Source organism: Sphingobium sp. SA2 (assembly GCF_032227065.1).
Classification (GTDB): Bacteria; Pseudomonadota; Alphaproteobacteria; order Sphingomonadales; family Sphingomonadaceae; genus Sphingobium.
In genome coordinates, this window is sequence record NZ_JAPMXX010000001.1 from 56,179 (window position 1) to 78,815 (window position 22,637).

Below are 22,637 nucleotides of genomic sequence, written 5' to 3' on the forward strand. Positions count from 1 at the left end.
GTCGTTATGGACGTCCTGAGCCAAAGCGAGGGACGGCGGTGGAGATATTGGGCCGGGAACGGCGTCGTCGGTGGAGCAACGCGGAGAAGCTCGAGATCGTCGCCGCTGTGGGAATGAACGGAGAGACGTTGGCGCGCGTCGCGCGGCGCTACGATGTGTCGCGAAGCCAGATCTATCAATGGCGCCATCTGTTCAGGAAGCGAGGGTTGCTGCCTGCGGCGGACGGGCCGACCTTTTTGCCGGTTGATATCGGGGCGCCCATGCTGAGCGCGGAGCCCGTGCTCGATGACCGGGTGGTGGTCTCGCCCTTGATCGTCGAGCTGTGTCTGGCGCAAGGACGGCGGCTGCGCTTCGATGCCGGCATCGAGGCTACTGCCTTGACCCAGCTTATCCGGTCGGTGGAAGCTGCATGATCGGACCGGGCACCGGCGTAAGGGTCTATCTCGCCTGCGGCGTCACTGACATGCGCAAAGGGATTTCGGGTCTTGCAATGCTGGCCCAGACCGTGCTGCGACAGAAGCCGGCCAGTGGTGCCGTATTCGCCTTTCGGGGACGGCGCGGCGACAGGCTGAAGCTGCTTTACTGGGATGGTCAGGGATTTTGCCTCTATTACAAGATCCTGGAGCGCGGCCGTTTTCCCTGGCCCTCTGCGGCTGACGGGGCGGCGCGACTGACATCGGCCCAACTCGCGATGCTGTGGGAAGGGATCGACTGGAGGCGTCCGAACTGGGGTGCGCCGCCTACACGCGCGGGGTAACTTTTCTTCTGCAAAAGCGGCTGTTCTGCTAGGCTTTGCGGCCGATTTCCTGTATAAAAAGCCATGCTCAACGCGGCATCCGATCTTCCCGAAGACCCGGCCCTTCTCAAGGCGCTGATCGCCCAGTTGCAGGCCCAGAACAAGAAGCTGACGACGACGCTGCGCGCCCATGACCTGGTCGTCCAGGCACTGCGTTTGCAGATCGCCAGGCTCAGGAAGCAGGCTTTCGGCAAATCCTCCGAGAAGATCGAACGCGAGATCGAGCAACTCGAGTTCGCTCTCGAAGACGTGCTTGTTTCGGTCGCGCAACAGGGCCTCGTGACAAGTGGCCTGGACGATTCCGAGGCGCAAGCGGCGGTCGCGTCTGCCGAGACCACCCCTGGGCCGCGTCCATCTCGGCGCCCACGCGTCTCGGCGGATACGCCGCGCCAACGCCACGAACTTGACCCCGGCAGCACCTGTCCGGAGTGCGGCGGCGAGCTGCGTCTCGTCGGCGAAGACGTGAGCGAGATCCTCGAGATGATCACGGCAAAGCTCCAGGTCATCGAAGTCGTCCGCCCGAAGAAGTCCTGCCGTTGCTGCGAGAAGATGGTCCAGGTGCCAGCCCCGAGCCGACCGATCCCCGGTAGCATGGCCGGAGGAAGTCTCCTGGCTTACGTGCTGATCTCGAAGTTTGACGACCATTTGCCGCTGTACCGGCAGAACGAGATCATCGCGCGCATGGGTGCCGACATCCCACGCAGCACGCTGGCCGATTGGTGTGGTCGCTCGATGCGGATCCTGCAGCCGGTGATCGACCGGATCGAGGCCTCGGTCCTGGGCAGCGACATCCTGCACGCCGACGATACACCGATCCGCGTGCTGGCTCCGGAACGACGCGCCAAGGGTATCGGCAAGGGTGTGATGCAAGGCCGGATCTGGGGCTATGTGAAGCGCCCCGGGTTTCCAGGAGGCTCCAACTTGTGAGAAGGAGCATCCGTTATGAGCAAGACAACCAACAAATTTTCACCTGAAGTCCGCGAGCGGGCGGTTCGTATGGTGGTGGAGCAGCGGGCCGAGTACGGCTCGGAATGGGAAGTGATGAAGTCGATCGCGGCGAAGATCGGCTGCTCGCTGGAGACGCTGCGCCGGTGGTGCCGCGAGGAGGCGAGCCGACGAGCGGGGCCAGCGGCGCTGGCGGCGGATGACCGGGAACGCCTGAGATTGCTGGAGCGCGAAGTGAAGGAACTACGCCGGGCCAACGAGATTTTGCGCAAGGCATCTGCGTATTTTGCGATGGCGGAGCTCGACCGCCCCGGGAGATGATGATGGCGTTCATCGACGTCCATCGCGAGGATTTGGGTATCGAGCCGATCTGCCGGGAACTGGCAATCGCCCCATCCTCCTACCATGAACACGCCGCGCGTAGTGCCGATCCCGGCAGGCGTCCAGCACGTGCGCAGCGTGATGACGAGATCAGGGAGCAGATCAAGCGGGTCCATGAGGCCAGCTTCGGTCTCTATGGCGCACGCAAGGTCTGGCACCAGATGCGGCGTGAAGGCATCATGGTGGCGAAATGCACGGTGGAACGATTAATGCGCGCCATGGGGCTGGCAGGCGTCCGTCGTGGGAAGAAGACGATCACCACCATCAGCAACCCGAAGGCGCCGTGTCCGCTGGACAAGGTCAATCGGGCATTTCGCGTCAGCCGGCCAAACGCCCTGTGGGTCGTCGATTTCACCTACGTGCATACTTGGGCAGGCTTCGTCTATGTCGCCTTCGTGATTGATGCTTTTGCCCGGCGGATTGTCGGATGGAAGGTCAGCACGTCAGCCACTGCCAGCTTCGTTCTGGATGCCCTGGAGCAGGCGATTCATGCCCGCAGGCCAGATCCCGATGATGGACTGATCCACCATAGCGATAGGGGAGTTCAATATCTTGCGATGAACTATACCCAGCGCTTGGCCGAGGCCAAACTCGTCCCCTCGGTCGGTAGCGTAGGTGATTCCTACGACAACGCCTTAGCCGAGACGATCAACGGCCTTTACAAGGCCGAGGTCATCTGGCGGCAGCGATCATGGCCAAGCGTTTCGGCCGTGGAAATGGCAACGCTGCGCTGGGTCGATTGGTACAATAATCACCGGCTCTTCGGCCCTATCGGGCACATCCCGCCCGCTGAGGCCGAAGACAATTACTATGCAGCCCTCGAGAACCTCGATATGGCTGCATAGCCAAATGAAAACTGCCTCCTGAAAACCCGGGGCGCTTCAATGTCTGTGATCAGCGGCCTTGGGCCGGCACCGCGCCGCCTGGCGTCCTCTACCGCTATGCGCCCAACTGGAAAGCCGAGCACGTGCTGGCGCACTTGGGCAGCGCAAGCGGTATTCTTCAAGCCGACGCCTACAAAGGCTATGCTAAGCTCTACGAACCCGTCGCGGATGGTGAGCCTCGCTTCCGGGAAGCGGCCTGCTTTGCGCATTGGCGACGCGATTTTCATGACATCTGGACGTCGCAAAAATCCGAGATCGCACACGAGGCGCTCGAGCGTATCGGGCAACTCTACGACATTGAGCGCAAGATCGCGGGCAAGCCTGCCGATATCCGCCAGGCAATACGCCAGGAGTTGAGCCGACCCAAGCTTGAGGCTCTGCATAGCTGGGCCGAGAAGCAACTCACCCGTATCTCGACCAAGGGAGACCTGGCGAAGGCCTTTCGCTACGCCCTGGGGCGCTGGCACGCCTTCAGCCTCTTTATCGACGATGGACGCGTCGCCATCGACAACAACGCTGCCGAGCGGGCTGTCCGGCCCATATGCCTGGGCAAGAAGAACTGGTTATTCGCCGGCTCCGAAACAGGCGCCGAAACCCTCGCCCGCGCCATGACGCTGATCGAAAGCGCCAAAATGAACGGTCTCGATCCACAAGCATACATCACCGACTTGCTCAATCGCATCCACGATCACAAGATCAACAGGATCGACGAGCTGTTACCCTGGAACTGGGTGCCGCTCACCATCCCGCTAGCACTGGCCGCCTGATGGCCGCCGTCACTTCCTTGCTCACCCTCGACTATGTCGCCAAGATACTCGACGAGAACGTGGAGTTGCTGGAAGCCATCGTTTCAAACGACGACAACCTCACCTACGGCGCCATCGTCAGCGTCCACACCGGTCTGGACGAGTCCATCACCGCGCTGACGGATCACGGCGTGGAAGAACTGACGGACATGCTTAGCCAAGCACGTCTCACGACCAAGGCCTGGCACCAATTCCTCGATGACTTTATCGACGATCCCGAGCTCGCCGCGCGCTTCAAGGCCCATAAGCCGCGGTAACAATCGGACGGTTACGTTTTACCTGTGGCGCGATAACAAACTGTGGCTCTCGCTCAATCATACCCTGCTATTGATGGCGCGTGAAGCGACGGGCCGAGAGGCTTCGCCCAGTGCTGGCGTGATCGATAGTCAGAGCGTGAAAACAACGGAAAGTGGCGGCCCGCGCGGCTTTGACGCAGGCAAGAAAATCAAGGGGCGCAAGCGCCACATCCTCACCGACACCGAGGGTCATTTGGTTCATGCGGTGATCCATACCGCCGACATTCAGGACCGCGACGGCGCGCCGCTGGTCCTGCGTGAAATCATCCACCGCTTTCCATGGCTGCGCCATGTCTTTGCCGATGGCGGCTACGCTGGCGACAAGCTCAGGCAAGCGCTCCGGCGTATCGGCAAATGGACTGTCGAGATCGTCAAGCGATCCGATGGTGCAAAAGGCTTTGTGGTTCTTCCGCGCCGCTGGGTCGTCGAGCGAACACTGGCTTGGCTGAACCGCAACCGTCGGCTCGCAAAGGACTTTGAACGGACCATCGCATCGGCAAATGCGTGGCTGTTCATAGCCTCCATACAGCTATTCGCGCGCCGCATCGCAAGGCTATGAAATTTCATCGGATAATTATGAATCAGGCTCTAAGGAGGATCTGGGCTTCGTCGTAGTGACGAAGGAACGAAGATGAAGCCCAGATCCTCCAATGTAAAATCGCCCGCCAAGGCCCCAGCAGAGCGGGTAGTGAAGGACATCCGCCGACAGACCCGGCGCCACTTTTCGGCCGAGGACAAGATCCGCATCGTGCTGGATGGCCTGCGCGGGGAAGACAGCATCGCCGAGCTATGCCGCAAGGAAGGCATTGCCCAGAGCCTGTATTACACCTGGTCGAAGGAGTTCATGGAAGCTGGCAAGCGCCGCCTGGCCGGCGACACCGCCCGTGCCGCGACCACCGGAGAGGTCCAGGACCTGCGCCGCGAAACCCGGGCCCTGAAGGAATGCGTGGCCGATCTGACACTGGAAAACCGTCTGCTCAAAAAAAGCATGATCGCGGATGGGGGCAACGACGAATGAGGTATCCCGCATCCGAGAAGCTCGAGATCATCAGAACCGTCGAGCAGTCGCACCTGTCGGCCAAGCGCACGCTGGACCAACTCGGCATCCCTCGTCGGACATTCTACCGCTGGTATGATCGCTACCTCGAAGGCGGGCCGGAGGCGTTGGAAGATCGGCCATCGGCGCCGAGCCGGGTGTGGAACCGCATCCCGGCGGGCATCCACGACCAGATCATCGAGCTGGCGCTGGAACAGTCTGAGCTGAGCCCCCGGGAACTGGCCGTGCGCTTCACCGATGGGCAGCGCTACTTCGTGTCGGAATCCACGGTTTACCGCCTGTTGAAGGCCCGCGACCTGATCACCAGCCCGGCCTATGTCGTGATCAAGGCTGCCGATCAGTTCCACACGAAAACCACGCGGCCGAACGAGATGTGGCAGACCGACTTCACCTACTTCAAGATCATCGGGTGGGGCTGGATGTATCTGTCGACCGTGCTCGACGACTTCTCGCGCTACATCATCGCCTGGAAGCTGTGCACCAACATGCGAGCCGAGGACGTCACCGACACGCTGGACCTCGCCCTGGCGGCTTCTGGTTGCGACAGCGCCACGGTGCTGCACAAACCCCGGCTACTCAGCGATAATGGCCCCAGCTACATCGCGGGTGAGCTGGCGGAATACATCGAGGCCCGGAAGATGAGCCATGTCCGCGGCGCCCCGTGTCATCCCCAAACCCAGGGCAAGATCGAGCGCTGGCACCAGACCCTGAAAAACCGCATCTTGCTGGAAAACTACTTCCTGCCCGGCGACCTCGAAGCTCACATCGAGGCCTTCGTCGAGCACTACAATCACCAGCGATACCACGAGAGCCTGGCCAATGTGACGCCTGCCGACGCCTACTTCGGCAGGGCTCCGGCAATCATCAAACTGCGCGAAAGGATCAAGCGACAGACCATCGAACATCGGCGCTTGCAGCACCGCAAGTTCGCCGCCTAACATCAACCCCCTGACGAGGTCCGCACTCCGCTAATCTACGCCGCGAGTTGTGCCGAATGTTCTGACGACGGACAGAGCCAATGTTTCGTGGCTATTTTCCGACCGCCGCACAAACAATGGCCGACAGGCGCCGGGTGCGTGGTGGCAAGATTGCCCGAAAGCCCGAGCTTGCCGCCTATATCGCCGACCGCTTGTCAGCAGCTTCTTCGCCCGAGCAGATTGCGGGATATCTTCGACGCCATCGCGGTATTCGTGAAGCCGTCTGTCATGAGACCATCTACCTGTTCGTCTATGGGCCGGACGGACGACGCCAGGGCCTGTGGCGCCTTCCGCCTGTTGCCCGCCGATCCCGATGGCGACGCTATGCGCGCAAGCCGCGCGGTCTGCATATCCCCTTGGCCAACACCATTGGCAAACGCCCTTCCGAAATCGGTAATCGCAGGAGCTTTGGTCATTGGGAAGGCGCCTGATGACCTTCAGGTTGGAATATGGCAAAGCCAACCTCACCTCGCTGGTCGAGCGCCGCAGCCGGTTTACTGTCGTCGCCCGCAATCCCAGGCGGCTTTCTGCCGGCGTCATGTCGGGAATCCAGCACCACTTGCACATGCTGCCCCTTTCCCTGCGTCAGAGCATCACCTTTGACCGGGGAACGGAATTTTCTGCCTTTGCGACACTTCAGAAGAAACTCGCGATGACGAGCTATTTCTGCGAAGCGGCACCCAATCGAAGCACACCGTTTTGCGCCCGTCAGAAGGGCGGGGAAAATGGAAATTGTCAGCTGTCAGCGAAATCAGCACCTGGCGGGCGCTGCCAAGCTCGCGGAAACGCGAAAAGATGAGGCGGATCGCCTCCTGTACCCGGATATCGGGATCCAGCCCCAGGCCGTATTCGCGGTGCCAGATATAGCCGATCGGAACACTGAGGCGCAGTTCTCCCCGCCTTGCCTTGGCGCGCGCCGCGTCAAGCATGCGTGTTCGCAAAATGCCAAGCTCAAACTCGCTGATGCTGCCCTTCATGCCCAACAACAATCGATCGTTTGGTCGACAGGGATCGTATACCCCGTCGAGATCGATCACGCGCGCTTCAACCAGGCCACACAGCTCCAAAAGGTGGTGCCAGTCCCGGCCATTACGGGAAAGGCGCGATGCTGTAGCGCGACGATTACGGAGTCCGGTCGGCGTCAATTTTGATGGCCGATAGGTGGCCGCGCCGGTTGGTGAATTCTGGCTACCATTTGCTGTTGCGAGGAGCAACCGTCGAGCGACAATTACGACGCTGGGTAATTGTCGCTGGCGCTGGCCGGAAGCGAGGGTTTGAAGCGCATGGGATGGTTGGCATGTAATTGCCGCTGGCGACAATTACCCGTTGCCTCAGCAAGGGTGCTCCCGAGCGCGAAGCCAGCGACAATTATGATGGCCGGTCCGGGGCGCCATTGGGCGGGTCGTAATCGCCGGCGTTGATGCGGGCGACGGCGGAACGCTTGCGGTAGCTTTCGCCGTTCATCTCGATGATGGTCGAGTGGTGCACGAGGCGGTCGATCGCGGCGACAGTCATGGCGGGATCGCCGAACGTTTCATGATGCTGCTTTCCTGGAAGGGGTCATACTGTAATTTGGCGCTGTGAGCGCCTTTATTTGCTGGAGGGTCAGTTCCACCTGCCACGGCTGTCCCTTCTTTAGTTGCCGGCCCTGAAGCTTACCGCGTTTCAGCCATTTGAACACCGTCTGCTCAGTGACGCCGAGCGCGGTCGCGGCACCTTGGATCGAGTAGCTGCCATCCGGCCAACGGGGCGGATTATGCTCGACGCCGTTGATCTTTACGGTGGGGATATTCCAGCGCTGGCGCAACAGGTGCACCGTGTTGTGGTCGAACAGCCCGTCCAGGCTGTTCCGCAGACCCTCTGTGTTGAGCGCGGTAGCGACCTCGGCGTCCATCATGCCAGCGGCGTTGAGCTCTCGGATCCGCTGTTCTAGCACGTCGGCATGAGCAGCTTCAGCATAGGATTGAGTGCGCCGCATGACCCAGTGTTCGGTCGCTGCGCCCGTCTGCCAGATGATGCGGATCCACACCATGCCTTTCGCCCGCCGCTGATCTAGAATGACCTTGTCGATCACGAGGCGGAGCATCGCCTTGCGTTCGCTGTTCTCGATTCTTTCCCAAAGATCAGGCAGGTCGATGCCGAACGCTGCGATACGGGCGCGATCGTCGGCATTCAACGCAACGGTTTGCTCCGTCTTCCACCGCCGATAGTCCTGCTCGACCTTTTCGACCTCACGCAGCTTGCTTTCCCAGATGCTTTCGAGCGAACGGGCAACGAGGCGGTTTTCCGGCTCGACCGCGTCATATTGGCGCCGGGCACGCTCGCATTCATATTCGGCGCGTTCGCGCTTGAGTGTCCATTGCCGTTCGAGTCCATGGACGTCCGCGTCGATGGCGTCGAGCGCGGCCAACGCGATGGCGAGTTGGTCAGGGGTGAGCGCTGCAAGGAACTGCCGTTCGACCTCAGCCTCAACCCGCGGCGCACGCACCTCTTGGCAATATTGACCGACGCAGGTCGCTCGTTCGGAACGGCACCGATATACCGGATGGTTGCTGTCAGGGCCAGAGTAGTTGAGTGCCATGCGCCGTCCGCAACTGCCACACATCGCTATACCCTGCAGCAGCGCCTTTCCCTTCCGAGGCATGCCACGATGCCCGGCTTTGAAGTTGCCGACATTGTCCGTGAGCTTGTCGCTGATCGCCATATGCGTCTCCCAACTGATATACGCTGGATGAGCATTCTGGATGCAGACTTCCCACTGTTCGCGCGGAACAGCGCGCGTCGGGTTATTGGCCCCCTCGCTTCGCTTTTCGGGCGCAGCACACCGGCGTCCGTAGACATAGGCTCCCGCATAGACAGGGTTTTTCAGGATATTGCGCACACGCGCATCGGTTGCATCGCGCCAGGCTATTTCGTGTGGCGCCGGTCCCTTCAACGGCCTGACCGGCAGGGCAAGATCGGCCTGGCGCAGATAGCGCACTGCTGCCTTTGCGCTTCCCAGGCGCATGAAGCTGTCGAACACAAGTCTGATGCGCTCCTGAACCTGGGCGTCGGGATTGAGCATGATCCCTCCGGCGGGCGCGTAGATCAGCCCTGCCGGAAGCGGGATACGCAGTTCGCCGCGCGCCGCCTTCTGCCGTTCCCCCGTGTGCAGGCGCATGCGGATCTGATGCAGCTCAGCCTCGCTCATGATCCCCGAGAGACCCAACAAAAGCCGATCATGGTAAAGTCCAGGATCATATATTCGTTCGCTGTCGGCGATGAGAACGCTGAACATCGAGCAGAGCTGAAGCAGTTGATGCCAGTCACTGTTGTTGCGTGCGAGGCGCGACGCGTCGTAGCTCAGAACGAGACCGGCGTGACCCAAGCCAACTTCAGCGATTAGGCGTTGGAAGCCGTATCGGTGCTGAGCCTCCGCGCCGGATTTCCCCAGATCGTCGTCGATGATCTCGACCCGTTCGCGCGGCCAGCCAAGGCCAAGCGCGCGGTCGACAAGCCGATACTGAAGCGCCGTGCTTTCCTGGTGATGGCGGATCTGGCCGACGCTCGACTGACGGACATAGACATAGGCCAGCTTGGCCTGCTGCGTGGTGCTTATCCGTTCATCTACGGCATAATCTCTCAACATCGGTGTCACCGGCGTAGCGGGCAGTTGGGCGCGAGCACAAAGCCTGCGCTATCGTCGCCGCCAGCTGACGCTGGATTGCTGGCGGCAGGCTCGACCATATCTGGATCTTTGGCCGTCTCCGGGGAGAGCTGATGTTCACTCTGGCATTCCTCGTCCTGTGATGAACGGCGCAACGCCTCTGCCAGCGCAACGACTCGCATTAGGATGGAGCCTGAGACCAACGGCGCGGATTTCGAGTCAGGCGGAGCGGTAGCCAGATCGGTGACGGAGCGAAGGATGTTTCGCTGCCCGCCATGCGGCACCCGGATAGTCATCCAAGCCGGCCCGCGATCAGACACCAGCTTCAGAACTTCGAACCGCTCGCCGAAGAGCGGATGCTGAGGGCACGTCACCGTTACATGGCGGATCAGCCCGTCGATATCAGGGGTATCACTGGATGGTTGGCTCAGGGAAGACGTTGTCCCATGCCGAAAATGGCTAGTTGGCGGTAATGGCGAGCGAGTGGCGTTCGTAGCGGTGGGCGATGAGCTCGAACAAGGCGCTGGTCTCGACCTGGTCCTTGCGGACGTAGGACAGATCGTCGAGCACGATGAGATCGAACTTGTCGAGCTTGTCGAGCATGGCGGGCAGGCTGAGGTCGCGGCGCGCGGACTGGAGCTTCTGGACCATGTCGGTGGTGGAGCAGAACAGGACGCGCCGCCCCGTGTCGATGAGGGCATGGCCAATGGCGGCAACTGCGTGCGTCTTGCCGGTCCCGCTCTGGCCGAACAGCAGCAGGTTGCCGCCGTTCTCGATCCAGTCGTCACCGGCGGCGAGGGACAAGAGGTGCGGTTTGCGGATGCCGGGGGCGGCGTCGAAATCGAAGGTGGCGAAGGTCTTGCCTGCGGGCAAGCCGGACTGGTCGCGATGGCGCTGGATGCGCCGGGAGGAGCGATCAGCCATCTCGATCTCGAGAAGCGAGGCCAGCAGGTTGGCGGCCGGCCAGCCATCGCGATCGGCGGTGTCGGTGAGGCGCTTCCAGTTGCGGTTGATGCTCGGCAGGCGCAAGGCCTTCAGCAGGGTAGGCAGTACGGCGGCGGCCTGATCCTTGGTGCGGGTCATCAGTGCACCTCCCCGCTGGCGATCAGGCTGTTGTAGCTGTGCAGATCGGGTGGCGGGATAGCGACATCGCGCTGCGATCTTGCGGTTGGCAGGAACTCGTCCCTGAGCGCATCGACATCGGGCAAGCGCCCGCTGTCGAGAGCCTCATCGATCCGCCGGGCCAGCACGTCGACACAGTCGCCCCTGGCGGCGATATCGAGCAGCGCGACGGCATCGCGGCAGGCCTGCCGTCCATCGAGTTGGGCATCGAAGGCTTGCCAGGCCCGCCGGTAGGCGTGATCGGGGAAGAGGGCTTCGCGGTAGACGAGGTTGCGCAGTGCACCGCGCTTGCGGCGCAGGTTACCGATCATGTGCCGGAAATCGATGCTATGCCCCCGGTGGGGATGACTGATCCGCACACGCGGCGTGGACATTACCCTGTCCGGACCGAGGAAGAGCTCGATGCGATCGTCAAAGAGATGCGCGTTGAGGCGCCGTCCGACGAGGCGGGAAGGCACCGAATAGGTAACCCGATCGATGGCGACGGTGCCGTTGCGGGTGACATCGACGGTGGCCATGGCGAAATCGGTGGTTCGCCTTGCGGGCAGCGCCTTGAGTACCCTGCGTTCTGCATCGATGCGCGCAGCATGCCGCCGGTTCTGTCTGGCGACCTGCGCCTCAACGAACTCGCGCCAGGCCTCGATGCTGACGAAATCGCGGCTGCCCCGCCGGCGTAAGGCCTGATCGAGCCGTCGCTTGAGATGGGCATGGGGACCTTCGATCGATCCGTTCTCGTGCGCCTCGCCGCGGTTGTTGCGGGTAGCAAGCATGCCGTAATGACGACACAGCTCGTCATAGCTTCGGGTGAAATCCCGCTGCGCATCGGCGTCGAGGTTTTTGTAGGCGGCTGACAGGGAATCGCTGCGGTGTTCGGCCGGCGCACCGCCCAGCTTCCACAACGCATCCTGCAGGTGCTCCGAAAGGGCGGCAAAGCTCTCCCCGCCCAGCACGACAGCCGCATGCTCCCAGCCACTCGCCGCCAAGCGGAAGTGGTAGAGGCGATAGGCCAGGGTCTCGCCGGCAACGGTGACCTTGAGACTGTCGCATACCGTGAAATCCGACAGGCCCTGCCGACCGGGCTCATGATGCTGCGGGAAGAAGATCTCCTTCTCGCCGCCGTGCAGTGCCCGCCAGCGGGCGATCCGGCGTTCCAGTGTTCGTCGTATCGCATCGGGAACAGCATCCTCGCCGAACTCGTCCTGGAGCGTCTCGAAGACCGTGACGGCAATGATACCGTCGATCTGGAGCAACTCCTCTATACGTGGCCAGAATGGCTCGAGCGGATCGGCGCGGGTGCGCCAGTGGCGCTCCTTCTTCTTCTGGGACGGAAGCTGCGGATCGTTCTCGATCCGGCGTGCGCTGCGTTCGCTGATACCGGCCTTGGCAGCCGCGACGGCCTGGGTGTGTTGGCGACGATGGGTCATGAAGAGAAATACCTGCTGATCGGAAATGTGGTGGCCCGGCATCGCAAACCCATCGCTCGTTGTTCGATGAGTGTTCCGATACCACCGCCCGCCACAGCCCCGATCTGCCCCCCGAAAGAAGGGGAAAAAGATCGCCACCGGTTGTCTGGTCCGCTCTCCGGTCGGGGCTGCGCCCCTCCCTACGATCAGACCAGACAACCGATCCTACCGGCCATCATAGTCGCCGCTCAACCGGCCATCGTAGTTGTCGCCGCGCAGATGCGTCCAAGCAAAGCACCGCGCCAACCTTGCCCGTGCACAGGCCGCTGGCCAGTCGTTCGAAACCGGGGCGGTCGACAGTGCCGCTGGCGGTCCGACCAAGGTCATCGTCGATCACCTCGACATCGTGAAATCCCCAGCGTCGCGCAACATCGACAAGCTCATATTGTCGGCGCTGGCTCTCCAGGTTGTTCTGGACCTGACCCGGGGTCGACTGTCGGACATACACCACAGCTTTGCGCTTGAGCACCGTGACTGGAAGGAGATCATTGCCCGTCATCGCTGGCCTCCTTCGCCGCGACGCCGGCTGCGGCCATCAAGAGGGTCGCCAGCCTGGCAACAACGGCGCTTCGCTGCGCCTCGCTCAGGCCTCGCATCTGCGGCGTATCGAGCGGCATGCTCAGCTGCTGGGTCAGCATCGATAGCGACGAGGGTCGTGGTAGTGCCTTCATGGCGCGCCTCCTGGATGGCCGTGAGTCCATCCGTCGAAGTCTGCCTGAAACCGCGATCGGTAAGCAGTCCATGAAGCTCTACAAGCCCAATCACCGCAACGCGCGGTTCGCCCATCTCCATGTCGGCGCACAACGCCCTGTCCAGCATCCACTCTGCGACCTGGATGATCTCACCCGGCCTGATCTCTACCCGGATGATCGCGCCATTGACCCGGTCCTCGCGGCCTTCATGCCGAAAACGACCGCCGTAATATGGATGCCAGCGATAATGAAACTCTACCATCTGCCCGACATGGGCAGAATGACCCTGCGATGGCCTTGGGCAGAAAATCATGGCTCTTCGCTGGGTCAGACCGCGGCGGTCAGCGCACCGCTTTCATGTTGACCCTCATTGGCACGGCGAAGCTCAACGACATCGATCCTCAGGCTCGGCTCGCCGATGTTCTCGCGCAGATCGCAGACATCCCATAAAGTCGTCTCCACGAACTGTTTCCCTGGAATTGGTGCGCCGCCGAAGATCAACGCAAAGCCGCCTGATCCGCGGCCTTCACCGAATGCCTACGCCCTTGCCGGCGAGAACAACGGTGAGGATTGCCATCAACCAGGCAGCATGCGGCGTCCAGCGCGACGACCGCGGAGAGAACCCTGGAGCCCGGCGCGCCCGCTGAAACGCTAAGGATCAGCTGTTGACGGTGGCGATTAGAGAACCCCGTGGACACGGCCCATGCTGGGCGGCGGGCTGATCGAGAGGACTGTTCAAGCATAAATTCTCCACTTGCAGGGGAAGATTCATGCTTACTGTCCCCGCAAAATCCTAATGATGTCACCGACCAGCGGCATCGGGTCGCGCCAGTCCCACACATAATAGCCGGTGCGCGGATGGAGATACTCCACCGCAAAGGCGATGCTCTCCCGCAGACGGCTCGGTGGCCTCTGCCCCGGCACGGACACGGCAGCGGGTGCGCGCAATATCTGTACGAGCCGCTTGGCATCCGGGATCGCGTAGCGGGCGCGGCGATTGCTATAGAGAGGCGGCGCGGCATCGCCAGCTTCGGGCACCGCCGCGCGATACTGTTCCCAGGCGAATTGCGCCCCCGCCTGGCTGGCCAGCGGCAAACTGCCCCAAAAGCGACCGTTGATCTCCATTAGCCAGTAAGTACCCGTCGCAGGATCATGGCGATATTCCACCATCGCTGGCCCTTCCCAACCGATATAACGCAGCAGTGCCTCGGACTTCGCCATCTGTGCGCGATGGTCCGACAGGGGAACGGTTGCGCACAGGGTGGACACGCCGCCGCTCGCGGGAAATTCGCGCAGTCGGCGATGCTGGAAGCGCAGCCGAGCCTCCCCGCCCGCCATCATCAGCATCTGCCCGAAGCCGTAACCGCCGCACCAGCCCTGCACTAGCGGCCACACCGCCAGCGCATCATAGGGTACCAGCTTCGCCAGCAGGTCGGTGGCGTCGGTCGCGTAGGCAATCTTCTCGAACGGCAGGCCCGCCGCATCGAGCGCGGCCCACATCGCGGGCGGATCGCTCCATTTCAGGATGGCAGGATAGGGCAGAGTCGCGGCCTTCGCGGCGAAATCCTCACCCGTCAGCGGCTGCCAGCTTGGCGGGCCGGCGATCCCCACAGCTGCAGCCGCTTCCAGCGTGCGCGTCTTATCGAGCACCACCGCCAGCCGGTCGGCGCGCGGGGTCAGGATGCGGCAGCCTTCGATAACCTCCGGCAGATCAGCGAGCGCGATCAGATCGCCCTCGCTGATCGCCAGCAGCACCGCCGCGCCCGTTTCTCGAATCACCTTGGGCAACCAGTCGGCCAGATCGCGCGCCCTAGGCCGCACGACGAAGCGCGCGGTGTGTCGCGAATAGCGCCCGATCGCCTTTACGCTCCTGCCGATGGCGACAACCGGCACGCCAAGGCGGCCAAGCTCACGCACGACCGTAAGCCCGATGGCGCTGTCCACGCCCAGAACGATGGCAACGGGCAAGGTCATGCGAACTGCAGCGCATTTTCATAGCGGATTGCCGCCCACGCCAGCTGAACCATGCGTGGGTCCGTGCGGACCCGGCTGGGCGCGAGCCGGTCATGCGACAGCATCTCGAAACTATGGGTCGCCACGACGAAGCTATGCTGCCCTTGACTGGCCGCGAACCGCAGGCCTGCGGCCGCCTCCGCCTCGATCAGCGCATTCTGCGCCCTTCCGGTCAGCAACGTCAGACCCTCTAGCGCGAAATCGCCTATATGCCGTCCTAGGCATCCGTCTACGGGCGAGTCGGAAAACCATTCCAGCCGTTCGGTGTGGAAATGCACCTGTACCCCATGCCCACGCGCCATGATCGGCTCGAGCATCCGCGTCACACGATCGGGGCCACGGACGACGCCGGGCATGGGATCGAAGAACATGCTCGTGATCCCGCGCGCTTCCATCCTTTTCATCAGCCAGCCGACTCCATGCTCGCCGGTGACGGACAGCCGCAAATTCTTGTCCGCCGTGATTTCCGTTGCCAGCCGGCTGGCGGGCAATGCCGTGTCGATCGTAGTGGGCGCGCGCGTCATCCGCCGGGCATAGCATCATAGCCTTACCAATTGTTAGCCAATACCAAGGCGCACTGATGTTGAATCACGTTCGGGTGTGCATCGACAAATTCGATAGCCGGTCTGTCCGTCGTCAGAACATTTGGTGCAACTCGCGGCGTAAATTAGCGGAGTGCGGGCCTCGTCAGGGGTTGATGTTTAGGCGGCGAGCTTACGGTGCTGCAAGCGCCGATGCTCGAGGGTCTGTCGCTTGATCTGCGTGTTTCGGAAAATCCCGGACAGATATTTCACTAAATCGCGGACAGGGGGCCTTCAGCGACGATTTTTTCAAGGAGGGTTTGGACTTCATCTTCGTTCCTTCGTCATTAAGACGAAGCCCCAACCCTCCTTAATTCACAACCTCAAATCTGTGCCATTGTTGTTGCCCCCTAAAGGCCGGACAGTTCCTCACGGGTTGAACGTTCGATAAACTCTCTTGGCGATCTGTAGCCGAGAGCGCGATGCGGATGCACGCGATTATAGTGGTCGAGCCATTTTGGCAGCTGGTCGATGACGGCCTGTGCGTTGGGTCGCGGGCTGACGCGGGCGTAGTCTCGTTTGAGGGTCCGGACGAAAGCCTCGGCCATTCCGTTGCTCTGCGGACTTTCGACCGGCGTGGTGCGTGGTGCCAGGCCGATGTCGCGCGCGAAGCGCCTTGTATCTTGGGCAGTGTAGCAGCTGCCGTTATCAGTCAGCCATTCGATGGTGTGGGGCAGCTTGTTCACCTGGCCGAAGCGATGCTCGACGGTGGCAACCATGAGGTCGCGCACGTCCTCGGCGGTGATGCCGCCGGTAGTGGCTACATATCCCATCGCCTCCCGGTCGCAGCAGTCGAGGGCGAAGGCGACGCGGACCTTCTCGCCATTGTCGCAGCCGATCTCGAGGCCGTCCGAACACCAGCGTGTATTGCGGGTGACGACGGCGATCTTGCCGTCATGCCGGCGTTCCTCGCGGCGTCCGGCGTGGCGCTGGAGCAGTAAGCCATGCAGCTTCATGACGCGGTAGACGCGCTTTGGATTGGGCGCTGCGCGTCCGTTTTTTTCCGCCTCGCGGCGCAGCAGGGCATGCACGCGCCGATAGCCATAGGTTGGCAGGTCGGCGATCAGCCTGCGGATATCGGCGGCGAGTTCGGCGTCGGGCAAGGGCGGACGCCCGCGACGCCGTCGTTCTGCTGGTCGTTGCATTGCGGAGAGATGCGGTCGTGACATGCCGACGGCATTTGCAACCGCGCTCACCGTCCACCCTCGGGCCACGAGGTCGAGCGCAACAGCTGTTTTTTTGGGCCTGCGGCCCGGGAGACAGCCTCGCGCAGCAGTTCGTTCTCCATCGTCTTCTTGCCGAGCAGGCGCTGCAGTTCGCGGACTTGCGCCTCAAGCGCGCGGTAGTCGGATGCGGCCACAACTTCCTCGCCGGCCGCAGCGGCTGTGAGTGCGCCCTGAGTCATCAGCCGTCGCCAGGTGAATAGCTGGTTGCCCGCGATGCCATGGCGGCGGGCGACCAGCGACACCGAGTTCCCCGGCAAATAGGTCTCCTCAACGATGCGAATCTTCTCCTCGGGCGTCCAGCGCCGACGGCGCTGCACCGAGGTAATGACCTCTACGCGGTCATATGTTCCAGTCATACGGTCAGGCATATGCATCACACTTCCATAAGTGTGAGGGCCTGTCAGGCGATTTTGGGGGCTACTTCAGCCATTGGTGCTGACGGTGGACAACCTATGAGAATCGGCACGCGGCTTTTACGATCAAGCAATCATTCCTAAGCGTCGTTAACTATCCTCTAACGCTTGCGATGCCATTATATGGCAATGCTAAAAATCGCACCGGGGTGAACATGAGCAGCATCTCCATCAACGACCTCTTGGCTATGCGAAGCGCCATCCTCGACAGGAATGCGGCGCTTCGAAATGTAGCAAGCAGCGCGGGTTCTGTTGGTAGCCCCGGGGGTGCGGGAGCAAAATTCGAAGCAGCGATGGATACCGTGCTTGGAAAGGCGGACGGTGCAGACTCGCTTGCAGGCCCTGGCTCAAACCAAAGGATTTTGGGGACTGAACGCACGGAACCAGGCGGCTTTACCTCTACACTGCAAACACAGCTTCAAAAGATTAATGACATCAACGCTCGCGCCGGCCAGTTGACAGTCGCCTATGAGCGCGGCGAAGAGGTCGATATTGCAAAGGTCATGCTCGCGCGGCAGGAGTCGTCGATCGCCTTCGAAGCGACGCTGCAGGTTCGCAATAGGTTGCTTTCCGCGTATAAGGACATCATGAGCATGCCGGTCTAGCGCAAGCTGTCGACCGTATCATTGTAAGCAAGTCAAGCACCGGATCAGCTATGATGGTTCAGCTCGGCATCGAAGGGTATTATGTTATGAGAAGATCGAGGGCGCTTATCGCGGCCATGTTTCTGTTATCCCTAGCCGTAACGGCTTGTGGCAGCAGCGAAAAAACGTCGGACATCTCCGAGGATCAGATGAACCATTATGCCGGCATAGCGGAGCACGATCACCCGACGAACTCTACAAACGCGACAGCGCACTCGCCTACGCCAAATCCAGCGAAGAAGCAGTAGCGGCCACAGACCGATCAGGAGCCTTTCGGCTTGCGACCGCTATTGTGCATGCTGACGATTTTCCAGCTATTTCCCACGCGCGTTAAGACGCTGGTCGCGACGCCAATACGCTCGGCAACGGCTCCGTTCTTGGGTTCGATCCGATAGCGGTAGGTCTCAGTAGCGAGTGCAACCGGTCCCTCAAAGCGAACGCTGACCTTGTAGTCAGAAAATGTGAACGACTTGAACGCCGCCAGCTCTGGCGCAAGATGATGGGCAAGGTATGTTGTGTAGGTTCCCTCGTAGCCACCCGTTTCGAATATCTGCGAGTCGACCGCGAAGAGATCCTCGGTACCCTTTGCGTCGAGCTTCTTGATCGCCGCCTTGTACTGTGACAGCACCGCCTCCACGGCCCCTGTATCCGCGACTCGCTCAGGCTGCGCGGTGACTGCGATCGGCATGGCCAACGCTGTGGCTACTGCTACTCTCAATACCAAAATCATGTTTCCCCCTTTGATACCGCAAGATGGTTGAGGCCACCATTCATAAGGTGCCCTCAGGAATTCTTGTACCGATATCGCTAGTATTATCAAACCAAGCAAATCCTGCTAGGTGGATTCTAGATCGAAGTGCGAAATCCTAGGATTTATAGGGGTTTGATCCCCTTTCCAGGAAGGCACATGATGAACGGCTACCAGCATCTGGGTTTGGATGAGCGGCGACAGATCTATCAACTGGCTGCAACCGGGCGGTCCGTGCATCAGATAGCAGCGTCGCTGCAGCGACATCGTTCGACCATCTATCGCGAGCTCAAACGTAATCAGCATCTCGATGACGAGCCGGTGTTTCGTGGCTATTTTCCAACGGCCGCACAAACGATGGCGGACAGGCGCCGGGTGCGTGGCGGCAAAATCGCCCGAAAGCCCGAGCTTGCCGCCTATATCGCCGACCGCTTGTCAGCAGCCTGGTCGCCGGAGCAGATTGCGGGATACCTTCGACGCCATCGCGGTAATCGTGAAGCCGTCTGTCACGAGACCATCTACCAGTTCGTCTATGGGCCGGACGGACGAAGCCAGGGCCTGTGGCGCCTTCTGCCTGTTGCCCGTCGATCTCGACGGCAGCGCTATGCGCGCAAGCCCCGCGGTCTGCATATCCCTTTGGCCAACACCATTGGCAAACGCCCTTCCGAAATCGGTAATCGCAGCAGCTTTGGTCATTGGGAAGGCGACCTGATGATCTTCAGGTTGGAATATGGCAAAGCCAACCTCACCTCGCTGGTCGAGCGCCGCAGCCGGTTTACTATCCTCGCCCGCAATCCCAGTCGGCATTCCGCCGGCGTCATGTCGGGAATCCAGCACCACTTGCACATGCTGCCCCCTTCCCTGCGTCAGAGCATCACCTTTGACCGGGGAACGGAATTTGCTGCCTTTGTGACACTCCAGAAGAAACTCGCGATGACGAGCTATTTCTGCCTGCCATCGGCACCCTGGCAAAAGGGCAGCGTGGAAAACAGCAACGGTCGCATACGGCGCTTCCTGCCGTCTGACACGGACCTGGCGTTGCTATCGGATAAGGAAATCCAGGCCGTTGCTGATCGCATCAACAGCACCCCTCGCAAGTGCCTGAACTATCGCACCCCGCATGACGTTCTGGGAGAGCAAATCACCCTCCTCAACGCCCGGTAGATTTGCCATCCAGGGTGGGGCTCGCCCCACCCTGGATGAAATGCTACGCATCCCATGGATGTCGCGCTTCAAATCGAAACCGCCCTACCTGAACAAGAGAGGTAAGAGAGGTGGCCGGGTTTGTCTGAACAGGGATCGGCAATGGTTAAGTGGATCGTCTGCCGGGTTCCTTGCCTTGCCAATACGGGGCGTCATGCAGGGAGGGCGTAGCCCGATCGGAGTGACGCCCCGTATCGGTTGCCAAATTCATGCTGCCATCATTACCGGCAGGTTGTCAAAATACGCCTGATCCGGCGTCCTGGCGGCGAGGCTCGAATGTGGCCTCCTTCCATTGTAAAAGTTCAGATAACGACCGATCGACGCGCGGGCTTCGCTGACCCGCCGTAGGCCCGGAGGTAAACCTCCTCATATTTGACTGAGCGCCACAGGCGCTCGACAACGACATTGTCGCGCCACGCGCCCCTGCCGTCCATGCTTATGGCGATTTTTTCTCGGAGCAGCACGCTGGTGAAGGCCATGCTCGTGAATTGGCTGCCCTGATCTGTATTGAAAATCTCCGGTTTGCCGAAGCGCGCCAGTGCTTCTTCCAGAGCCTCAACACAAAAATCGGCTTCCATCGTGATCGACACCCGCCAGGCCAGAACGTTGCGGCTGAACCAGTCCACGATGGCAACGAGATATACAAAGCCCCTCGCCATCGGAATGTAACTGATGTCGGTCGCCAAGACTTGGTTGGGACGCACGATCGCCAGCTTGCGCAGCAAATAGGGATAGATCTTGTGCCCCAGCGCGGGCTTCGATGTGCTCGGGCGGCGGTAGATCGCCTCAATCGCCATCGTCTTCATCAGCGTGCCAACATGCTGGCGGCCGATCTTGAAGCCCTCCTGCCGGAGCAGGTCGCGCAGCATCCGGCTCCCGGCGAATGGAAACTCCAGGTGCAGTTCGTCGATCCGCCGCATGATGGCGAGATCGGCAGGCGGCACCGGTCTGGGCAGATAATAAATGCTGCCCCGGCTGATCCCCAGCTCCCGGGCTTGCCGCGCCAACGGCAGTGCGTGCGAACGGTCGATCATCGTTTTGCGCTCGGCAACAGTCCCGCCTTCCCGAGCGCCCCTGACAAAAAATCGTTCACCAACGTCAGTTCACCGATTTTGGCGTGCAGCGTCTTTACGTCGATCACTGGCTCGGCAGCCTCGCTCCGCGTCTCGCTCCCGAATACACCGGCAGCCCCTTCCAGAAGCTGCCCGCGCCATTGCGTGATCTGGTTCGGATGCACGTCAAACTGCTGCGCCAGCTCCGCCAGCGTCTTCTCGCCCTTCACGGCGGCCAATGCCACCTTCGCTTTGAATGCCGGGCTGTGATTCCGGCGTGGTCGTTTGCTCATCTCTACTCCAGTCACGCGGCCATCCTGGCCGCCGGCAGGCAGAAAATCCACTTATCCCGATGTGCAGTTTTGCCAGGCCACCTCTATCCGATCAAAATGGCCTTTTCCAAACTCAAGGCAATCCTGCGCAAGGCTGCCGCACGAACTGTTGCCGACCTGTGGGATGCGATCCGCGACGTCCTGCCGCGCTTCACCCCAATGGAATGCGCCAACTACTTCTCTACCGCCGGATATGAACAAGAGTGATCGGATTCTGCTCTAGCGCTGTTCGCGAGGCGACTGAGCGCCCAATGTCTAGACTGCTCTCCCCTGAGCAAATATTCCGGCGGGCGTCTCGACGGCACCGCTGGGCGTAGGGCTGAACGGAAAAGTTCTCCAGCGACGCGTCATAAGCCTTATCAGATTTGCAAGGTTTGACGCCAACGATACCGCATCTGTTCCCAACGCGAAAAGAGCTCCAACGATCAAATTATGGGCGAGCCAAAATGGAGCCCCCACGAGGAACAGACCCTTCATACGCGTCGTCGATGTCTGCAAGCGGGCCAGACTACCCAGCGAACTACCGGTCAACGCCAGCGCGGATGGTATTCCGTGCCATGTTATGACCGATAGGAAGGACAACACAATGAGGCTGGCGCCATAGAGTCGCACGACGACATAGCGGTCACGCACCGATGCCGAGACGAGGAGTTGCGCGCAAGAAATGAGGCATGCCACCGCCGCAGTGGGCGATCCCAACATTAAAAAATACACCGCAAACGCGGCAGCACCCACGCTCTGAATTTTTACGACTGTCCTGTAGTCGCTGAAGAACGGCCAGATAATGACGCAAAAAAGCGCCACGCAACCGAAGGCGGTGGCAATCACGACTGCCACCGCTCGGTTCTTCCAATTTTGATCTGCGTTTCGCGCTCAACCTGTGATTTTCTCATGGCTGAAGCGTGAAGGAACGAGGTTAATTAGCCTTTAATGGGCCTTATAAAATCCCCTCCTTAAGGCTTCTTTTGGATCGCTGTCACCTCACCGGCGCTGCCCACAAGCGTGACATCAAAATCGACCTTGTCGCCCACCTTCGCCGCGTCGGTGATGGCGGACGCGGCCTTGAACGCCATCGTCATCGCTGGCCACTTAGCTTCGGGGATGGGGCCATGGTTGAGGGTGATCGTGCCGGCAGCCTTGTCGATGGCGGTGACCGTGCCATGACCCTTGGCCATGATCGACGCGGGGGCCGCCGGCGCCATCGCCATGTTCCCCATGTCTCCACTCATGGCTGCAGCAGGGGCCGCCTGATTGGTCTCGACCGCAACGGGTGTTTCCGCCTTCTTGCCGCAAGCGGCAGTCAAGGCGGCCAGGCCGAGGGCAATAGTCAGTCGTGCATGCTTCATGGTTTTCTCCGTCT

General features: G+C 61.0%; 22 protein-coding genes, 7 pseudogenes and 1 other annotated feature. Of the genes and pseudogenes, 15 read left to right on the forward strand and 14 right to left on the reverse strand.

All coding sequences use genetic code 11. The annotated features are described in order from the left end of the window. Positions 1–38: 38 nt before the first annotated feature. The 10 genes and pseudogenes from tnpA to OVY48_RS00285 all read left to right on the forward strand — a co-directional run bounded on the left by tnpA (position 39) and on the right by OVY48_RS00285 (position 6,573). Positions 39–413, forward strand: coding sequence for an IS66-like element accessory protein TnpA (gene tnpA / locus OVY48_RS00245; RefSeq protein ID WP_313921603.1), 375 nt, complete (start codon positions 39–41; stop codon positions 411–413). After that, positions 410–757 carry an IS66 family insertion sequence element accessory protein TnpB gene (gene tnpB, locus OVY48_RS00250; RefSeq protein WP_096064158.1) on the forward strand — a complete coding sequence of 116 codons (348 nt, stop codon included), beginning with the start codon at positions 410–412 and terminating at the stop codon, positions 755–757. Before tnpA ends, tnpB begins: the two co-directional genes overlap by 4 nt. A gap of 63 nt (positions 758–820) precedes the next feature. After that, a pseudogene (locus tag OVY48_RS23795) lies at positions 821–1,129 on the forward strand (transposase domain-containing protein); the annotation flags it as partial. A gap of 12 nt (positions 1,130–1,141) precedes the next feature. Next, a pseudogene (gene tnpC, locus OVY48_RS23800) lies at positions 1,142–1,690 on the forward strand (IS66 family transposase); the annotation flags it as partial. A 48-nt stretch (positions 1,691–1,738) separates the two neighbouring features. Further along, positions 1,739–2,967, forward strand: a protein-coding gene (locus tag OVY48_RS00260) for an IS3 family transposase (RefSeq protein ID WP_096064161.1) whose coding sequence is annotated in 2 segments (ribosomal slippage) — positions 1,739–2,027 and positions 2,027–2,967 — 1,230 coding nt in all. Because the reading frame shifts where the segments join, the coding sequence is not laid out codon by codon here. Further along, positions 2,020–2,134, forward strand: a sequence feature (AL1L pseudoknot). It overlaps the preceding gene by 115 nt. 11 nt (positions 2,968–2,978) lie before the next feature. Continuing rightward, the gene (gene tnpC, locus OVY48_RS00265; protein ID WP_313922035.1) at positions 2,979–3,773 is read left to right on the forward strand and encodes an IS66 family transposase; all 795 of its coding nucleotides are present in this window, start codon (positions 2,979–2,981) and stop codon (positions 3,771–3,773) included. Beyond that, on the forward strand, positions 3,773–4,069 hold the full coding sequence (locus OVY48_RS00270; protein WP_313921605.1) for a hypothetical protein: 297 nt from the start codon (positions 3,773–3,775) through the stop codon (positions 4,067–4,069). Before tnpC (OVY48_RS00265) ends, OVY48_RS00270 begins: the two co-directional genes overlap by 1 nt. 16 nt (positions 4,070–4,085) lie before the next feature. Continuing rightward, positions 4,086–4,667, forward strand: a pseudogene (locus OVY48_RS00275) (IS5 family transposase); the annotation flags it as partial. A gap of 72 nt (positions 4,668–4,739) precedes the next feature. Beyond that, a protein-coding gene (locus tag OVY48_RS00280; RefSeq protein ID WP_409592734.1) for an IS3 family transposase occupies positions 4,740–6,103 on the forward strand; the annotation gives its coding sequence in 2 pieces (ribosomal slippage) (positions 4,740–5,087 and positions 5,090–6,103; 1,362 coding nt in all). A gap of 80 nt (positions 6,104–6,183) precedes the next feature. Further along, positions 6,184–6,573, forward strand: a complete 390-nt coding sequence (locus OVY48_RS00285) for a hypothetical protein (protein ID WP_288287737.1) — start codon at positions 6,184–6,186, stop codon at positions 6,571–6,573. A gap of 162 nt (positions 6,574–6,735) precedes the next feature. Here OVY48_RS00285 and OVY48_RS00290 read toward each other — a convergent pair whose 3' ends face one another. The 7 genes and pseudogenes from OVY48_RS00290 to OVY48_RS00320 all read right to left on the reverse strand — a co-directional run bounded on the left by OVY48_RS00290 (position 6,736) and on the right by OVY48_RS00320 (position 13,044). Further along, complete coding sequence (locus OVY48_RS00290) at positions 6,736–7,461, reverse strand: recombinase family protein (RefSeq protein WP_313921606.1); 726 nt, start codon at positions 7,459–7,461, stop codon at positions 6,736–6,738. Positions 7,462–7,510: 49 nt separating this feature from the next. After that, a pseudogene (locus OVY48_RS00295) lies at positions 7,511–7,672 on the reverse strand (ATP-binding protein); the annotation flags it as partial. A gap of 4 nt (positions 7,673–7,676) precedes the next feature. After that, complete coding sequence (locus OVY48_RS00300; protein ID WP_037473055.1) at positions 7,677–9,770, reverse strand: recombinase family protein; 2,094 nt, start codon at positions 9,768–9,770, stop codon at positions 7,677–7,679. A 477-nt stretch (positions 9,771–10,247) separates the two neighbouring features. Further along, positions 10,248–10,871: an ATP-binding protein gene (locus OVY48_RS00305; RefSeq protein ID WP_076605538.1), complete on the reverse strand. Its 624-nt coding sequence runs from the start codon at positions 10,869–10,871 to the stop codon at positions 10,248–10,250. Next, a complete protein-coding gene (gene istA / locus OVY48_RS00310; protein WP_193378901.1) occupies positions 10,871–12,334 on the reverse strand; it encodes an IS21 family transposase in 1,464 nt (487 codons plus the stop codon). Before istA ends, OVY48_RS00305 begins: the two co-directional genes overlap by 1 nt. Positions 12,335–12,548: 214 nt before the next feature. Then, positions 12,549–12,872, reverse strand: coding sequence for a recombinase family protein (locus tag OVY48_RS00315; protein ID WP_037477679.1), 324 nt, complete (start codon positions 12,870–12,872; stop codon positions 12,549–12,551). Continuing rightward, positions 12,859–13,044, reverse strand: a complete 186-nt coding sequence (locus OVY48_RS00320; RefSeq protein ID WP_130753559.1) for a hypothetical protein — start codon at positions 13,042–13,044, stop codon at positions 12,859–12,861. Before OVY48_RS00320 ends, OVY48_RS00315 begins: the two co-directional genes overlap by 14 nt. Between OVY48_RS00320 and OVY48_RS00325 the strand changes: the two genes are divergently transcribed. Further along, entirely contained in the window at positions 13,043–13,429 is a 387-nt protein-coding gene (locus OVY48_RS00325; protein WP_037477681.1) for a hypothetical protein, read from the forward strand. The genes OVY48_RS00320 and OVY48_RS00325 overlap by 2 nt on opposite strands. Next, a pseudogene (locus OVY48_RS00330) lies at positions 13,357–13,581 on the forward strand (transposase domain-containing protein); the annotation flags it as partial. The gene OVY48_RS00325 and the pseudogene OVY48_RS00330, both read left to right, overlap by 73 nt. A gap of 258 nt (positions 13,582–13,839) precedes the next feature. Here OVY48_RS00330 and OVY48_RS00335 read toward each other — a convergent pair. The 3 genes from OVY48_RS00335 to OVY48_RS00345 all read right to left on the reverse strand — a co-directional run bounded on the left by OVY48_RS00335 (position 13,840) and on the right by OVY48_RS00345 (position 17,241). Continuing rightward, positions 13,840–15,039 carry a carboxylate--amine ligase gene (locus OVY48_RS00335; RefSeq protein ID WP_088181955.1) on the reverse strand — a complete coding sequence of 400 codons (1,200 nt, stop codon included), beginning with the start codon at positions 15,037–15,039 and terminating at the stop codon, positions 13,840–13,842. Beyond that, positions 15,036–15,602, reverse strand: a complete 567-nt coding sequence (locus OVY48_RS00340) for a hypothetical protein (RefSeq protein WP_052027594.1) — start codon at positions 15,600–15,602, stop codon at positions 15,036–15,038. Before OVY48_RS00340 ends, OVY48_RS00335 begins: the two co-directional genes overlap by 4 nt. Positions 15,603–16,009: 407 nt before the next feature. Continuing rightward, positions 16,010–17,241, reverse strand: a protein-coding gene (locus OVY48_RS00345; RefSeq protein ID WP_197716492.1) for an IS3 family transposase whose coding sequence is annotated in 2 segments (ribosomal slippage) — positions 16,010–16,905 and positions 16,905–17,241 — 1,233 coding nt in all. Because the reading frame shifts where the segments join, the coding sequence is not laid out codon by codon here. Positions 17,242–17,453: 212 nt separating this feature from the next. Between OVY48_RS00345 and OVY48_RS00350 the strand changes: the two genes are divergently transcribed. Continuing rightward, positions 17,454–17,903, forward strand: a complete 450-nt coding sequence (locus OVY48_RS00350) for a flagellar hook-basal body complex protein FliE (RefSeq protein WP_037472259.1) — start codon at positions 17,454–17,456, stop codon at positions 17,901–17,903. Positions 17,904–18,204: 301 nt separating this feature from the next. Here the strand turns inward: OVY48_RS00350 and OVY48_RS00355 are convergent, their stop codons facing one another. Beyond that, the gene (locus tag OVY48_RS00355; RefSeq protein ID WP_037472261.1) at positions 18,205–18,672 is read right to left on the reverse strand and encodes a YybH family protein; all 468 of its coding nucleotides are present in this window, start codon (positions 18,670–18,672) and stop codon (positions 18,205–18,207) included. Between the two features lie 177 nt (positions 18,673–18,849). On the opposite strand from OVY48_RS00355, the gene OVY48_RS00360 reads away from it, so the two are divergent. After that, complete coding sequence (locus OVY48_RS00360; RefSeq protein WP_069064301.1) at positions 18,850–19,854, forward strand: IS30 family transposase; 1,005 nt, start codon at positions 18,850–18,852, stop codon at positions 19,852–19,854. 246 nt (positions 19,855–20,100) lie between these two features. On the opposite strand, the pseudogene OVY48_RS00365 reads toward OVY48_RS00360, so the two are convergent. Next, a pseudogene (locus tag OVY48_RS00365) lies at positions 20,101–21,238 on the reverse strand (IS3 family transposase). Between the two features lie 87 nt (positions 21,239–21,325). On the opposite strand from OVY48_RS00365, the pseudogene OVY48_RS00370 reads away from it, so the two are divergent. After that, positions 21,326–21,484: pseudogene (locus tag OVY48_RS00370) on the forward strand (IS630 family transposase); the annotation flags it as partial. Between the two features lie 48 nt (positions 21,485–21,532). Here OVY48_RS00370 and OVY48_RS00375 read toward each other — a convergent pair. Both OVY48_RS00375 and OVY48_RS00380 read right to left on the reverse strand, forming a co-directional pair. Beyond that, entirely contained in the window at positions 21,533–22,114 is a 582-nt protein-coding gene (locus OVY48_RS00375) for a YgjV family protein (protein ID WP_237748901.1), read from the reverse strand. Between the two features lie 116 nt (positions 22,115–22,230). After that, entirely contained in the window at positions 22,231–22,623 is a 393-nt protein-coding gene (locus OVY48_RS00380; RefSeq protein WP_037476713.1) for a copper-binding protein, read from the reverse strand. Between the last annotated feature and the right edge of the window lie 14 nt (positions 22,624–22,637).